The 15,336-nt window shown below is 57.4% G+C and carries 11 protein-coding genes; all 11 read left to right on the top strand.

The genetic code is table 11. From position 1 onward, the window contains the following. A complete protein-coding gene (locus RBB77_RS01655; RefSeq protein WP_353064447.1) occupies positions 1-1,197 on the top strand; it encodes a phage late control D family protein in 1,197 nt (398 codons plus the stop codon). A 22-nt stretch (positions 1,198-1,219) separates the two neighbouring features. Next, positions 1,220-1,711, top strand: coding sequence for a phage baseplate assembly protein V (locus RBB77_RS01650; RefSeq protein ID WP_353064446.1), 492 nt, complete (start codon positions 1,220-1,222; stop codon positions 1,709-1,711). Between the two features lie 18 nt (positions 1,712-1,729). Further along, positions 1,730-2,494 (top strand): hypothetical protein, encoded by a 765-nt coding sequence (locus tag RBB77_RS01645; protein ID WP_353064445.1) that lies wholly within the window; start codon positions 1,730-1,732, stop codon positions 2,492-2,494. After that, positions 2,491-2,889 (top strand): GPW/gp25 family protein, encoded by a 399-nt coding sequence (locus tag RBB77_RS01640; RefSeq protein ID WP_353064444.1) that lies wholly within the window; start codon positions 2,491-2,493, stop codon positions 2,887-2,889. The genes RBB77_RS01645 and RBB77_RS01640 overlap by 4 nt, the downstream gene beginning before the upstream one ends. Next, positions 2,889-4,889 carry a putative baseplate assembly protein gene (locus tag RBB77_RS01635; protein WP_353064443.1) on the top strand — a complete coding sequence of 667 codons (2,001 nt, stop codon included), beginning with the start codon at positions 2,889-2,891 and terminating at the stop codon, positions 4,887-4,889. Before RBB77_RS01640 ends, RBB77_RS01635 begins: the two co-directional genes overlap by 1 nt. Beyond that, the gene (locus RBB77_RS01630; RefSeq protein WP_353064442.1) at positions 4,886-7,141 is read left to right on the top strand and encodes a phage tail protein; all 2,256 of its coding nucleotides are present in this window, start codon (positions 4,886-4,888) and stop codon (positions 7,139-7,141) included. Before RBB77_RS01635 ends, RBB77_RS01630 begins: the two co-directional genes overlap by 4 nt. Positions 7,142-7,152: 11 nt before the next feature. After that, positions 7,153-8,451 carry a hypothetical protein gene (locus RBB77_RS01625; protein ID WP_353064441.1) on the top strand — a complete coding sequence of 433 codons (1,299 nt, stop codon included), beginning with the start codon at positions 7,153-7,155 and terminating at the stop codon, positions 8,449-8,451. A gap of 235 nt (positions 8,452-8,686) precedes the next feature. Then, positions 8,687-10,159 carry a hypothetical protein gene (locus RBB77_RS01620; protein ID WP_353064440.1) on the top strand — a complete coding sequence of 491 codons (1,473 nt, stop codon included), beginning with the start codon at positions 8,687-8,689 and terminating at the stop codon, positions 10,157-10,159. A gap of 44 nt (positions 10,160-10,203) precedes the next feature. Further along, the gene (locus tag RBB77_RS01615) at positions 10,204-11,508 is read left to right on the top strand and encodes a hypothetical protein (RefSeq protein WP_353064439.1); all 1,305 of its coding nucleotides are present in this window, start codon (positions 10,204-10,206) and stop codon (positions 11,506-11,508) included. Then, on the top strand, positions 11,505-13,112 hold the full coding sequence (locus RBB77_RS01610) for a hypothetical protein (RefSeq protein ID WP_353064438.1): 1,608 nt from the start codon (positions 11,505-11,507) through the stop codon (positions 13,110-13,112). Before RBB77_RS01615 ends, RBB77_RS01610 begins: the two co-directional genes overlap by 4 nt. Further along, positions 13,113-15,332 carry an ATP-binding protein gene (locus tag RBB77_RS01605; protein ID WP_353064437.1) on the top strand — a complete coding sequence of 740 codons (2,220 nt, stop codon included), beginning with the start codon at positions 13,113-13,115 and terminating at the stop codon, positions 15,330-15,332. The last annotated feature ends 4 nt before the right edge of the window (positions 15,333-15,336 follow it).

The following is a 15,336-nucleotide window of genomic DNA, read 5'->3' as shown; positions in this document are numbered from 1 at the left end:
GTGGCATCGGTTCCCGCAATCGAGCAGGACATCTACGTCGGCCAGGACTTCTACGTGCCGGCGTATCGGGTGCGTGTTCGCGGGCAAGCGCTCCTGCAGGCTGAGTATGACGTCCTCAGCGTGACTTATACAGACAGCGATACGGACATGGACTCCTTCGACCTGACCATCAACAATTGGGATCCTGACGGCAACGGGCCGGGCAAGGGATGGTTCAAGTACAGCGATACGCACATTTTCGATCCATGGCAGGAAGTGGAGCTTTCCATGGGTTATTACGTCAATGGTAACGATCAACTGGAAACCATGTTGGTGGGTGAAATCGTGCGCATGACTCCCAATTTCCCTGAGTCGGGACCATCCACAATGACGGTGCACTGCGTCAATCTGCTGCAACGATTCCGCACGACACAAATTACCAAGGACTACTTCCAAAAGCAGGATTCCTGGATCGCCCGGGACCTGGTCCAGAGCATTGCCAAGGACATTCGACAGAAAATCCCCTCACTCGATCTCGAGGTGGATGACGATGAGATCAGCCTCAATCTGGGCATAGAAAATCCCATTGAACATTTGGATGTTCATCAAAAGTACGCGATCAATTTTCTATATTTTCGCAGCCGTGAAATCGGCTACGACATCTGGCTGGACGAGGATACGCAAGGGGCTCGACGTAGCGTTACCTTTCATTACGCGCCCAGCAAGTACACCTTAAAGCCCACGTATGTTCTGGAGTGGGGAAAATCGCTGATCAGTTTCCAGCCCTCGTTCGGAACCGCCAATCAACCGGACCAGGTGATTGTGCGCTATTGGAACCCGAAAACCAAGCAGAAGTTTGAGGGGTTAGCGACGCGCGCCGACCTGGCGCAGGATGGTGTGATCGATCCCACTGCCGACTTTGGGGTACAGCAAGGGCCGCTCGCAAAGAAGACCGACTTGGTTACAAATTTGGTAGTACAGAGCGACGACGAGGCCAAGACTGCAGCCAAGCGAAGACTGCGCATTCTGGCACAGGTGCTCATCGAGGGCAAAGGAAAAACGGTTGGCCTGCCCGACCTGCGTTCAGGCAACAAGATCAGGATCAAGGGGCTCGGCCGCTACAACGGGCTCTATCACGTTACGAGCACCACACACACCATAGGGGATAGCGGCTACACCACTGAATTTTCCGCGCGCATGGAAACGGATCCAACTTAGCAGGAAAGCGATAAGGAGGACTATGAGCCAGATTAGCGGATTGGTCATCGGGTTGGTGACGCAGGTCGACGTAGGCAAGATTAAGGTCAATTACCCATGGTTGGATGCAAACCACGAGAGCGACTGGATCCGCATCGCGACTGCGATGAGTGGGAACAATCGCGGTTCCTGCTTCATGCCCGAGTTGCAGGACGAAGTCTTGATCGGGTTCGACAAGGGTGACACGCGAACCCCCTATGTCGTGGGATTTCTGTGGAACGGAGTCGATGCTCCCCCAAGCCAGGACGTTCGCGACCGGCGCATCACGTCCGTGAACGGCCATTGCATCCGCTTTCTCGACTCCACCCCCTCCGGCGGTAGTTTGGGTGCGCTGGTGGTCGAGGACGCCCATGGCAACGCCGTTACTATGTCGAACGGGAAAATAACCATCCGCAGTCAAGGTGTTCTCGAACTGATCGCACCCAGCATGACCCTGAATGGGCGAATAGTTGCGCCCAATGGAAACCCAATTTAGTCGAAGGAAAGACATCGTATGGCCAGTATCGACATCGCGGTGGACGCTGATCTGGAGCAATTATTTCAATTGCCCAACTGTGCCGACATCACGCTGCCTTCCGCCGCCGGAGGGTTGTCGGTTCAGCTCCCCACGGGCGGCTCTTTGCAAGCCTTCGCCGATATTTCCAAGGGCATTCCTACAGACTGCTCCCTGACCTTTAGTCTGATGCTGCAGATAGCTCCGTTTCTCGCGAGCATCCAGTGCCTGCTGAATGTCTTGAAGCTTCTGAAGCCGTTGATCGACATTATCAAGGGCCTGCCCGTTCCCCCGGTAGCCGCGCTGGAAGAATTCGGTGAGGCAGCCGTGGCGCTCGCGCCCTGTCTGCTGATTCCAACTCCTGCCGTGATCCTTCCTTTCGTCCTCGACTTGTTATGTCTCATCCTCAAGGTGCTGGAGTGCTTCTTGAGCCAGATGGAATCCCTGATCAAAATTCTCAATCCCATCACTTTGCAGTTGCAGGCAGCTCAGCAGAGTGGGAACAGTGATTTGGAAGCCACGCTGCAGTGCGCGCAACAGAACGCCTTGACTCAGGCTGGTCAAATCATGAACTCGCTGGGGCCGGTCGGCGTGTTGTTGGACCTTGGAGGAGCGCTCTTCAGTATCGCTGGAGTTCCGGCAATTACGCTGCCCTCGCTGGGAAGCGCCACCGATATAGCGGCGCTCAACACAGTCGTGAGCACAGTACAACCGGTCGTTACGACTATTCAGACGATCGTCAATGATTTAGGAGGGTGCCCATGAGCACTACCGACATCATAGGTTCCGGATGGAAGTTCCCCATTCGTACCAACGTTAAGGGGGGAATCAGTTGTTCCTCAGGGCCCACCCGCGTTCAAGACGCGATCTGGATCATCCTCTCCACTTCGTTGGGGGAGCGGCAGATGCGGGAAACTTTTGGGGCGGGGGTGAACAACTACGTCTTTCAATCCAACAGTGATATGGTTCGCGCTCAACTTGCGGCCGCGGTCAGCTCCGCGCTTGCCCAGTGGGAGCCACGTATCCAGCAGGTGAATGTTTCCGTGCAGCAAGGGAGCCAGCCCAGCCAGGTACTCATCGTCATTGACTATCAGATCAGCTCCACCAACGAGCTCTTCAACCTGGTCTATCCCTTGTACTTGCAGGAGGGAGTGGGTTAATGCCTTTGCCCGAAATAAATCTCGACGATCGTACCTTTGAGCAACTGTATCAGGAGCTGATACGCCGCATTCCGGCTTACACGCCGGAGTGGACTGACCTGAACGACAGCGATCCCGGCGTAACTTTGGTTCAGCTCTTCGCCTGGTTAGCGGAAATTCTTGTCTACCGTATCAATCAGGTGCCGCAGAAGAATTTCATCAAGTTCCTGGAACTGGTCGGAATTCCTTTGACTGCGCCTTCGCCGGCGGTGACAGAACTGCAATTCACGCTGGTTCCAAAGGCTTCGGCAACTTCTGTTCTGGCTGGAACCCAGGTGGCTTTGGGCAGTGGTTCCAGTGGCCAGCAGGTAGTCTTCGAGACCGACTTCGACCTTCTCGTTACCGGGCTCACGCTGGTCTCGGTCCAGAGCTACAACGGTTTACAGTTTACCGACTATACCGCGGCGAACGCCTTGTACGCTTCGCTCGGCTATCCGCCGCTGAGTGTAACCCCGCAAGCCAATGCCGCGCTCTACCTCGGGTTTGATAACACTTTTCCCGCCGGAACAAACCGTTTGACCATCCATGTTGCCCAAGGCCCTACTCCGGCGCCGGTGCAGGGCGGCGTGGGGACGCCAACCCTTGCCGCGCCGTCGGTAGAGGCGAACTGGCAGTACTGGAACGGCCAATGGACGCAACTGCAGGTGCAAAATGATACAACCTCGGCGTTAACCAAAAGCGGTTATGTCACGTTCACCGCTCCTACCGATGGACAGCTGCAGCAGTTTGGTCTGCTCACCAAACCCGGTGATCAGCCGCTGTTTTGGATTCGCTATTTCATCCAGAGCCTGGTCGGCTCCGGCTATGACAATGTTCCCATGCTGTCGGGTATTCTGCTCGATACGGTGTCAGCAACCAACTCTGTGACAGAAACGGCAGAGCTGCTGGGAGCCTCGAATGGCCGCCCCAACCAGACGTTTCAACTGGCAAACTTTCCCATTCTCTCTGGCACCATCGCGGTGGATGATGGAAATGGCTACGCACCCTGGACAGAAGTCGACGACTTCGACGGGTACACAGCCATGTCCCAGGTTTACACCCTCGATGATGCCACCGGCCTGGTCACCTTCGGGGACGGTATCCACGGAGGGATTCCGCCCCGCTTACCTGGCAACGGCAGCAATCTCGACAGCGCGGACCAAACCAATGTGATGGCAACAACGTACAAGTGGGGTGGCGGAGCGGCGGCCAATTCCGGCGCCAACACCATCACCACTCTGCTTGCATCTATCCCCAACCTTCAGGGGGTTAGCAATCCGCTCCCATCCTACGGCGGCGCCGACGAGGAGTCGGTGCAAGACGCGGAAGACAGCGCGCCGATGATCTTAAGGACGCAGAACCGCGCAGTGACAGTGAGCGACTTTGCCTTCCTGGCGACCCAGACGCCGGGGGCACAGATCAAGCGGGCGCAGGCTTTCCCTTTGCTGAATCCCAACTTCCGCGTCTTGAGCTCCGTGATCGATGGTAGTCCCCGTGTCGAAGTGCCCATTCCAGGAGCGGTTACCGTTTTCGTCATTCCCGACAGCCTGCAGTTGCCTCCTGTCCCCAGCGAAAACACCCTGCAGTTAGTTGCCAATTATCTTGACGCGCGCCGGCTATTGACCTGCGAGCTCTATGTTGCTCCCCCGCATTATCGCCAGGTACGTATTGAAGTGCAGGTAGTGGCGAACCCGGCTTTCGACCTGGGCACGGTAGGCGATGCAGTGCTGAAACAGTTGCTTGTTTATTTCAATCCGCTCCCGCCTGGCGGCGCGAATAAAACCGGGTGGGACTTCGGGGGGACGATCTACTTCGCCGAAACCTATCGCCAGATTTTCAATGTGACCGGAGTCCTCCTCATCAAGGGAACTCTCCAGACCTACGTCGATTCCGTGTTGCAGACTCCATGCACCGACGTCTCGATTATGCCCGACGAAATCGTTTACTCCGCAAACCACGGTGTCATCGTCACCTACTCATGATGAAGATTCCTCAGACCGGTACCTTCATTGAGCTCGATCCAGTCATAGGCTGGCAGGCGACCACAAGCCAGTTGTCGCCTGTCATCGCTGCCGGCCTTGCGCCAAATTGTTCCGCCGGTCAGCCTGCGGCGGCTTCGAGTGCTGTGCCGCCGGCGTGGTGCCCCAGTAGTCCTACCTCGGCGCAGCCGGACAAGCCAGTAACTCCCCAGGGTTGGGTAGTGGATTGTGTCACGGGGCAGCCGCTTCCATTCCTGCCGGCACTGACCGGGCAACTCGACTACCCTATCGCGTTCGCTCTGGGAAAAAATGATGGCAAGCTCTATCTGCTCGACGACGCCGTCAATCGCATCAAGGTGCTCGACCTTGAACAACGGAGAGAGTTTGCTGCCATCGCCGGATTCGGCGGCAAGGGAAAGCAAGCCCGGAGTTTTCGTCATCCGCAGGGGCTCGCTGTGGCGGACGACGGCTCTTACATCGTTGCCGATACCGGCAATCACCAGGTAAAGATTTTCTCCCGTTTCCCCAACGCGCTGCTGGCGGTGTGGGGTTCAGGCAGCGCAGGCATTGCAGAGGGCGAGTTCAGCGCTCCCTGGAAAGTCGCCGTAGATCGCTGTGGTTTGATCTATATCGCCGATCGAGGAAACGGGCGCGTCCAGCGAATGTACCGCGACGGCAGCTTGGCAGCTCCTATTGGTGGATTAAAAAGCCCGACCGGATTGGCCCTTGGGCCCGACGGTACCCTCGCGGTCTTGGACAGCCCCAATATCTATATCTACGCACCAGGCCAAACTATCCCCGTGAACTCTCTGCCTGCGGTTGCTGAGGCCGGCTGCCTTACGTTTGACGCCACGGGCTGCTATCTCTACGTGGGAACGTCGACCGCCCTGGTCTATAAATTTGAAGTCTCAGCCGGCGCAGGATTCCGCCCCGTAGGCATTGGCGTCACCGGGGTTCAGGGACGGCTGCTCGATTTGATATGGATCCCGGGTGAGCAACTTCTGGCAATTCTGCTGCCGCATTGTGCTCAGCAGCCCAACCTGGTAGCCATCCCCACCTGCGGCAGCTATTTGACCAGCGGCACATTGACCACCGCGACACTCGACAGCGGCATAGAGAACTGTGTTTGGGACCGCATTCAGCTCAAGGCCACCGTGCCGACCGGTACAGGAATCTTGGTGTCTACGGAAACCGCAGCTACCGATACTTGGAACCTCGAAGAAGCACAGTTCAATGCCGATTGCTCAGCCTATTCTCCCGCTAACCAGGGTTGTTCTCTGGCCCTTACCGGCAACAATCCAGATTGCCTGGTGCAAAGCGCCCCAGGCCGCTACCTCCGCTTACAGGTGCAACTCAACAGCAATGTCATTGCGTCTCCCTTGCTGGAATCTATCCAGATTAGCTATCCGCGATCTAGTTATTTGCAGTATCTTCCCGCCGTCTACCAGGAAGATGATCTGAGCCGGGTATTTCTCGACCGCTTTCTCAGGATCTTTCAAACCACCTTCGACGGTTTTGATAAGACGCTCGACACCATGTGGACCAGGTTCGATCCTCTCTCCGTGCCCAGCTCGTGGTTCTCCTGGCTGGCAGCCTGGATCGCGTTTCCCATCAATCCTTCCTGGACCGATCAGCAGCGCCGTGCTGCGTTGAAAAGCGCCGGACAGCTTTATTCATTGCGGGGAACGCCCTCGGGAGTACAACAGTTGATCCAGCAGTACTCCGGGGTAGATGTGCGTCTCATCGAGCATTTTCGTCTGCGCGAGTTGATTATCCTGGCCGACAAGCCCGGCGCCGGTACCACGCTCGGAGCAGGCACGCGCTTATGGAGCCGCGACTATTACCAGCGGTTGCAATTGGGTGTTTATAGCCGCGTCGGCTACTTCGAACTCACCGGCGAGCCCATACCCGGCATCGAGCCGCTCGCCTGGGGGGCCAATGAGTTCACGGTGTTCTTCGATTGCGATCCATACCAGGTCTCTGCCACCCAGCAAAAAGTCTCGCAGTTGGTCGAGCAGGAAAAGCCGGCACACACTAAGGCCAACTATGCGCCCGTCTTTCCCCGGATGAGGGTGGGCGTGCAATCTACTCTCGGTGTCGATACCAGGATCGCTGAGTACACACCGCTGTTGCTGGGGACCACGGGGATTCTCGATTACGATTCGATTCTTTCCTGTTCAACCACGGAGACCCACCTTCTGGCGCAACACGCAACCTTGCGGCCGCAGGTGGATCTGAACACTCGACTTCTTTAAAGGAGCAGCGTATGCCCACATCCACGGCCAGTTCCGACACCGCCTCCACCGCCCAGGTGAACACCTGTTTGCCGTGCGATATTCCCGCCTTTTGCCGCAACAGCTACTACCGCGGAAAGCTGCTCACCGAGCGTGACTTCAGAGACGAGCAGCGTTACGGCATAGACAAAATGCGCTTGCATACGTTGGCCCTGCACGGCTGGGGAGTAGTCTGCGGCCTGGTAGTCAAGCCGCATCCGTACTGTCCGGAAAAGCGCCTGATGGTGTGTGAGGGGCTCGCCATCGACGATTGTGGCCGCGAAATTCGCCTCCTCTGTGAGGACTACGTCTTGTTGCCACAACCTCCGCCTATGGCCTCGCAGCCGGCTCGCAGGCAAGAGGACAAGGACGACGATCCCGCAACGCCCGATGACGGCTGCGATCCGGCTCCCGTCCCTAGCGACCTTTACTTATGTATTCGCTACGCGGAATGCGAGACCGAGTATGCGCCCGCGCCTTTTGATGATTGCAGTTGCTCCACTTCCTCGCAGAAGCCCAACCGGGTGTGCGAGGGCTACACCCTGGAGCTCTACCAGCAAAAGCCCTCCTTCTGGGACAACGCCACCCACGAACCTTGTCCGCCAGGCAATTGCATCGACTACTATCGCAAGGCCCGTGAATGCTGCCCGCCGGCCAGCAGTTTCCCGTGCTTGCCTTTGGCCGTAATCTGCAATTTTGTTCCCGGCCAAGCGGTCAAGCCGGAACAAATCGAAAACTGGGCGCCTCGCAGGCAGTTGGTCAGTACCGACACCCTCGACCAGGTGATCCGTTGCATCCTGACTAAGTTGCCCACTGAAGAACTTACTCGCATAGAAGACACCAACTGGGAACACAATCGCCGTATGTTATGCCGCGAATTCATGGAGGAGTATGTGGGAACTCCCGAGCATCCGCGCGGCTTTCGTATCGAGTTTTCCCACAAAGTAAGATCCGCAGAGATAGACACCCGCAGCTTCCAGGCGCTGGTAGTTTTTCGTCCCGAAAACGAATCCGAGCCGCGGCAGATGCAGATTGCCCCAGCCCGGGTGGAACGGGAGCCGGATGAGACCATCTGGGCCCGGCTGCACATCGATCCCAACTACGCGCGCCGCCACCTCGATGGGCGAAGTTTCGACCTTTTTCTGATTTTAAAGTGCGACGTGATACGAGACCTCGACGGTCACGCGCTGGATGGCAATTTCATCGGACACAAGCTGCCTACCGGCGACAACATCCAGGGGGGCATTTTTGAGAGCTGGGTCCGCATCCGGCCGAGATCAAGAAATTACTGACACGAGCGATCATCGCTGAGAGGAAGCTATGAGCACAATGCAAACGACAGCCACCAATACCAGCACCTCACAGACGCGCTCTGAGCGTTCACCCTGCGGTTGCCAGTCGCAGGTCCCACCCCAGCCATGCTGCTGCAACCTTGTCTGTTTCGACCGGCCCAACTATTTCTGCGGCCATTTGTTGACCGACGGGGACCTTACCCTGCAGCAGAAGTATGTCATCGAGAAAAACAAGATGTACCACCGCACCATGGACGGCTATGGCGTCGTTTGCGGCTTGAAGCTGACCTGCGACTGCGATTGTAAAGGCAATATCCTGGTCCATGACGGCTTCGCCATCGACGACTGCGGCAACGATCTCGTTGTATGCGAGACCAAGCGGCTCGATGTTATCGACATCCTTAGAAGCAAAGGTTTGCCTGTCTTCGATCCGCCCGAAGACGACTGCGAACCCAAGAAACGCAGGTCCCGTTGTGAAATCAAGCAGTGCTTCTATGTCACAATCTGCTACGAGGAGACCGAGTCGCAGTATGAGACGCCCTTTCAGAGCAGTTGCACTTCGGGGCCCAAGCAGTGCCTGCCGACCAGAACGCACGAAGGAGTCCGCTTCGATATCACCCACGAGTTGCCTCCGGAATCTTCCTACTTGAAGGATCTCGAGGAACGCCTCAAATGCTGCTTCGAGATCTATTGCGAAGGGCCGATCGGCACCATCATCCACAGGCACATCAGTTCCCTTAAGCAGATCGTGGACGGCGACAGTCAGTACGAAGGGCAGGATGCCTGCAACCTCTTCTGCACCCTGCGGGCCTATTTCTTGAACCATCTGAAGGTTAACTGCGATCAGTTCAATTGCGGGTTGGTCGACGAAGTCTTGTGCCTTACCTGTCCCGGCGAGCATCGGCAGGAGCCCCGGGAAGAATATCGTGCCGAGATGGCCGAGGCTTTTCGCAAGCTGCTCACGTTGATGCAGCGCTATCAGTTCGACTGTGCTTTCGGCGATCTGGTTTTTTCTTGCCAGCAGCCCTGCGAGGCTAGTTGCCTGGTGCTGGGGACGGTGGAAGTACTCGATGGCAAGCTGGTGCGTGTTTGCAATACTCCCCGCAAATACCTTTGGGCGCCGGCGAATCTGCTTCCGGTGCTCTTGTACACGATCCTCACCGGCGAGTTCGGCGCCGACGAAAAGGATCATTGCTGTCGGGACTATTCGAAGTTCTTGCCGGAACAATTTCTCGACCAGTTCGAGTTGGACAGGTGCGGCCAACTGCGCGCGGCGCAATCCGCCATTCACGCAGTAGAGGCGGTGCGGGAATCACTGCATCGCTCGTTTGATTTCACCGATACTTCCTTGTTTTCGAGCAGCGTCTTACGTCACGCCACCATCAAGTCAGCAAAAGAGAATTTGGGGGTCTCCGTATCGCGGAAGCCGGCGTCAGACCTGGAAAGTCTCTCTCCGCTGCAGGCTCTTGAAGCATCGATGCTGTTTCGCCGCGGTGGCTCCGCAGTTACTTACATGCACTCTGACGAGAAGGTCGATCGTGTCCTCCCCGACTATCTTGCTCAGCTAAGCCCGGACCTGAAGGTAGGGGAGGCGCTCGATCAGCTTCTCCATAAGGACACGCAAATCAAAGTTCTGACCGCGAGGATTGACGAATTGTCCGCCCGGCTCGATAGCCTGGATGCCTCGAGGAAGGTTCAGAAGAAGTAGACAGAGACTGACCCGTCTGCATAACGACTGATTGGAGATAAACCGTGGCGAATCCAGTGCCGAACCCAGTGCAACGCCTCCGCTATTTCGACGGTGAGTATCTGCGCAGTTACGATTTCACCGACGAGCAGTCGTATCACATCGAACTGCGGCGGCTGATGAATCTGAAGCTGCATCTGCATGGCATCATCGAGGGCCTCGAGATCACGCTCGATGCGGACTCAGTCTCCGGTGGTCCCTCGTTTTATTCGATCACCGAGGGTATGGCGATCGATCGGACCGGCCGCGAGATCATCGTCCCGGCTCCCTACAGTCTGACAAATGTGTTGACTGCGCCGGGCTTGACGGCTCAGGACTATGAGGTCTGGATTTGCTACCAGGAGACCCAAACCGGGCTGCCCGCGGCGGGTTATTTGGACTGCAACGTCAAGAACCAGAACACCCGTTTGCAGGAAGGCTTCCAGGTCTACCTCAAGCCGGTGAACGGCCCCGGTCTGGTTGCAGATTGCTCCGGAGTACAGTTGGGCATCATCACGCTTACGTCCAGTAGCCTGGGCTGGGCAGTATCGAATCCGCGTCGCTGGGGGCGCCGGTATGTGGGCGTCCGCGCCCAAAGCGTGATAGCGCCCGACCAGATTGACGCGGAAAATGATCCCTTCGACATCACAGCGTTGACGACGCCTGTTACAGATCACCCGCTTGCAGGGTATCTCGACATTCACCCCGGAGCTTTCGACAGGGGCAACGTGATCGTGAGAAAGAACCTGCTGGTCGGGGATGATTTTGTCCTGAATTCCTCAGACAAATCGAAGGTAAGCTATAGCGCTAACTTGCCGACTTTTACGCCGCCGATAACCGGCGACGTGAAGATATCCAACGACCTGTTCCTGCAGGGAAACTTCTACGGCTACAACCCCGCAAGTGGCCAATGGTATGGCCTCCAGCAGTATATTCAGGGCCTGACTCCGGTCGTCCAAACGGGCAATGCATCGATTACGATCACCGTCCCAGGAGCGGTACCGTCGCCACCGGTTGCCAGCGGAACGGTGACCGTGGTTGTAAATTCAATGTTACCCGCCGTAACCAAGCCCCTGCAGATTCTTGTCGCGCTGACCGAAATTGATTGGGTCGATCCCAAAACTCTCGAGACAGATTGGTTGAAGCCCGCCACTGTAACAAGTCAGTTCACTGTCAGCGTAGCGGGCCCCAGCATTCCGCCTCCCCCCGCGCCCTCTATAAATTTAACGATATCTGCCACGGTCGGCCCGGTGGTCTTAGATTCTTCGAGTGTTGTCCAGGTCCCGATCAAGAGTGTGTCGGTCAGCTATATGGTGGTCTTCACCCCATGACACTGACCATCCACAAGCTGAGGGTGCATTGCCGGTCGCCCAAGGGGGTGGATCGCGTTGGCCCGCTTGTGAATGAGTTGGCGCATGGGCCACTAAGCTCCGAAATGGCCACTCATCTTGGCCCCAGCCTCGATCGTCTCGCCCCCGTCATCCGTCTCAATCGCCTGCGTGTGCAGATCAAGCTGCCGTCGCGGAACCTGAACTCGAAAACACTGGCCAACGCCTGGTCGCGCGAATTTGCGCTGGCACTTCACCGTGCGCTGGCTCATCCTACGAGTGACGGCACGATCAGCTCATGCCGCTACGAGACGAGCGCCGCCTATAAGTCGGCGATGCTTCATCACATCGCCACCAAAGGTTCGGCCTCTTGCTGGGAATTCCCCGAACTGGTCCAGCGGCCTGGATCTTCACCCGCGCAAATTGCCTTAGGCTTCTTGCTCGAGGAGCCAGACCTCATCGGTGAAGTCGCAGCGCAATTGGATCGCCGGGGTCAGCTTGAGTCTCTGCTTGTTTTGTGGGATGAGTTGTCGTTGGAGCGGATCATGCAGGCGACCGCAGGCGCAGAACGTAACGGCGCTCTTTCGCTCAAAGACCTGATCGATCTCGCACGCGCCGCGGCCTCGGCCGGGGGCCTGCGTTCGGAATGGGCCTTCGCCGGCCGCCGCCAGGCAATCCGTCTGTGGACGCGCATGCATTCACGCTTCCCCCTGCGCGGTCTCTGGCATGGGTTGCGCCTGCTGCAGAAATTCCTTGAAATCCCGATGTTGCTGATGCTTCGTGATCCTGCATTACTGGGGGCCCCCCGGTCTTTCCCGCCCTGGAGCGAAGCCATTGTTGCAGCGGGTGCTTTCGCAAATCCAACCAGTCTGTTCTCCAGTGAGAGACTTGCCTCCCGCGATGATGGAGAAGTTCCCACCGGAGCGGACCTTACCGGAGCTTCTTCCCCAAATCTGCTTTCCGTTTTGGAAGCTCTGCGCTCGCTTGTTCCTTCCGCTGCCGCTCCGCTTGCAGCGCGGGGTCGAGGCGTAATGCTCCAATGGATTTCCTCCGACCATGCCGGCCTCCTGCTGATGGTTTCCGTGGTGCAGAGGCTCGACCTCTGGCAGTTGATCCGCAAACCGGAGTTCATTCGTTTCGGAGGACCGCGTGCTCTCTCTTTCTTGCTCGCCGGCGCTGGCATGGCCCTCCTGGGCGCCCCGGTGACGGCGGACTATATCGATCCCCTGGTCGCACTCTTTGCCGGGATGTTTGCCGAGCCCGACCTCGCCGGCATGAGGCAATTCTTTTCTGTAACCGATGCCGGTGCAGTAGCCGGGCTTGTTCAGGCTGAGACCTGGGAGCAAGCTCTCGATCTCCTTGCTGTCGAGCTATCGCGCGTTTTTGCCGGCCGGGTGCGGGGCTTCCGCCAGGCGTCGCGCGAGGCCGTGCGCAAGCAGTTCATCCGCGTCCCTGGGCGCGTCCTGGTGGAACCGTCACGTGTGCTGGTCGTCCTCGAGCACAGCCCTTGGCACGTTGCGCTTCACCTTTCCGGCATGGACGAACCGCTAGGAAGCGTGCAGTGGCTCGGACAACGAAGGCTGGAGTTTGTGTTGGAGGGTTTGTAAATGAATGCAGCCTTAGAGCCGTTCCGCAGTAGCATCGAACACATCCTCGCCGAGATGAAGCGGCTTGACTTGTTGTTGCGTCGCGCCGTGCTGGTCGCACGCCGGTCCCGCTCAGCCGACACTCCAGACGAGTTTCGCGGCCTGGTTATTTCCGATGAAAGTGTGGACCACATGTTGGGCAGCGTCGATTTTCTGGGAGATATCTGGAACCTCGACGATTCGGTAGCCAACCAAGCCGAGAGCATCGACAGGGAACTGGAGAGCAGGCAGGAAGAAATTCGTGCACGCATGGAAGCCAGTAGGCAGGAGGGCGAGAAACTCACCCTGCCGCACCTTGCTGCCGTTTGTGGCTTGTCGCCCGCCGAGGTAGATGTCTTGCTGATAGCGCTGGCGCCGGAGCTCGAACCTCGTTACGAAACTCTCTACGCCTACCTGCAAAACGATGTCACACGCAAGCGTCCCAGCCAGGACTTGTGCCTCAACCTGATTTGCCGGACAGAGCAGGAGAAGATCCAGGCCAGGCAGTTGTTTTCTCCCGACGCTCCCTTGCTGCACTTCAATCTCGTTGGATTACACGAAGAACCCTACGATCGCAGTCCGTCCCAACTCCGCTATTTCCTCAAGATGGACGAGACCGTCACCCGCTTTCTGCTCGAGCGGCAGCCACGCCAAACGTTGACCGGCAAGCTCATCGTGCCGGAAGATCCCATTGCCGAGCTCGAAACCTCTGCAGCCAGCCGGACAGACTTGGAAAATCTGGCCGACGCGCTGCAGCAAAATGGAACCAGCCACGCGATTATCCAATTATGGGGTGGGCATGACGCCCCTCTCACCGAGGCGGCCGAGACTCTCGCCCATGCCCTCACCAAAGACGTCTTATATGCCGAGTTAGGCCGCCTCGATGCGGATGCAGGCAAGCTCGGAGCACTCATTCGCGACGCGGCCCTCTGGGGCAATCTGCTGGTCGTGGATCGAGGGCGCTCCGAGCTCAATGAGGCGGAACGGCTCAAGAGAAACAACATAGAAGAACTGCTCCTGAACAGAATCATCGAGAGCAATATTCCGGTCGTGTTGATCAGCCCTGAAGAGCAGTTCGGCACGGTCGCCGGTTCTACGCATCTTTGGCGGATGCATATTCAGGCCCCGGACTATGAGACTCGCCGCGGGGCCTGGCGTAGCGCGTTGTCTGCATCGGTTCCCGACATGGACGCGGATCGCCTGGCGGACTCATTTTCATTTGCCGGCAATCGGGTTCGGCAGACTGCGAGTCTGGCGATGTCCCGTGCCAGGCTACGCGATCCTCTCGATCCAAAACCGTCTATGACGGATGTGCTGGCCGCCGGCCGCGATTTGACCACCCCCAACATGCAGCGTTTCGCCACCGGCATTGATCCCCAATTCGGGTGGGAGGATCTGGTGTTGCCTGATGAGGAGATGAAGCAGTTGCGCATGGTCGCTGCCCGGCTCCAGTTCCGCACTGTTGTTCACCGCGATTGGGAGTTCGGAAAAAAGCTGGCCCGGGGCGGTGGCCTCTGTGCTTTATTCACTGGTTCCTCGGGCACTGGCAAAACGATGGCTGCAGAGGTCTTGGCTCGTGATCGCTCCTTACGGCTTTTTCAAATTGACCTCGCGACGGTTGTCAGCAAGTTTATCGGCGAGACTGAGTCCAACCTCAGTGTCGTTTTTCGCGAGGCTGAGCTCAGCCAAAGTCTTCTTTTCTTCGATGAAGCGGATGCATTATTCGGCAAGCGCACCGAAGTGAAGGATGCTCACGACCGCTACGCCAATATCGAAATAAATTATCTTCTGCAGCGGATCGAACAGTATCAGGGCCTGGTGGTGCTTTCCTCAAACTTCCAGGAAAACATCGACGATGCGTTCCTTCGCCGTCTGCACTGTGTGGTGCGCTTTCCTTTCCCTGACGAGTTGGCCCGCGAGAAAATCTGGAATCTACAGTTCTCGAAGAAAGCTCCGCTCGACAAGGACGTGGATTTTCATTTCCTCGCCCACCAATTCAAGCTTTCCGGGGGTGCAATTCGCAATGTCGCACTGGAGGCGGCATTCCTCGCTGCACAGCAGGGCGGACAGGAACCGCGCGATTCGGAAAAAGGACCCCGCATTTCCATGGATCATATTGTCGAAGCGCTCAAGAACGAGCACCGCAAACTCGGTAAGTTAGTGATGAAGACGGATCTGGGGCCGTACTCCCGTGCATCCTGACGGA

The sequence above is a fragment of the Tunturibacter psychrotolerans genome (assembly GCF_040359615.1).
Lineage (GTDB): Bacteria > Acidobacteriota > Terriglobia > Terriglobales > Acidobacteriaceae > Edaphobacter > Edaphobacter psychrotolerans.
This window is presented reverse-complemented; position numbering and strand designations above follow the sequence as displayed.

Bases quoted from the DNA above. Each gene is read 5' to 3' on its own strand.
- RBB77_RS01650 (WP_353064446.1), top strand. From the start codon at position 1,220: ATGAGCCAGATTAGCGGATTGGTCATCGGGTTGGTGACGCAGGTCGAC.
- RBB77_RS01645 (WP_353064445.1), top strand. From the start codon at position 1,730: ATGGCCAGTATCGACATCGCGGTGGACGCTGATCTGGAGCAATTATTT.
- RBB77_RS01640 (WP_353064444.1), top strand. From the start codon at position 2,491: ATGAGCACTACCGACATCATAGGTTCCGGATGGAAGTTCCCCATTCGT.
- RBB77_RS01635 (WP_353064443.1), top strand. From the start codon at position 2,889: ATGCCTTTGCCCGAAATAAATCTCGACGATCGTACCTTTGAGCAACTG.
- RBB77_RS01630 (WP_353064442.1), top strand. From the start codon at position 4,886: ATGATGAAGATTCCTCAGACCGGTACCTTCATTGAGCTCGATCCAGTC.
- RBB77_RS01625 (WP_353064441.1), top strand. From the start codon at position 7,153: ATGCCCACATCCACGGCCAGTTCCGACACCGCCTCCACCGCCCAGGTG.
- RBB77_RS01620 (WP_353064440.1), top strand. From the start codon at position 8,687: ATGTACCACCGCACCATGGACGGCTATGGCGTCGTTTGCGGCTTGAAG.
- RBB77_RS01610 (WP_353064438.1), top strand. From the start codon at position 11,505: ATGACACTGACCATCCACAAGCTGAGGGTGCATTGCCGGTCGCCCAAG.
- RBB77_RS01605 (WP_353064437.1), top strand. From the start codon at position 13,113: ATGAATGCAGCCTTAGAGCCGTTCCGCAGTAGCATCGAACACATCCTC.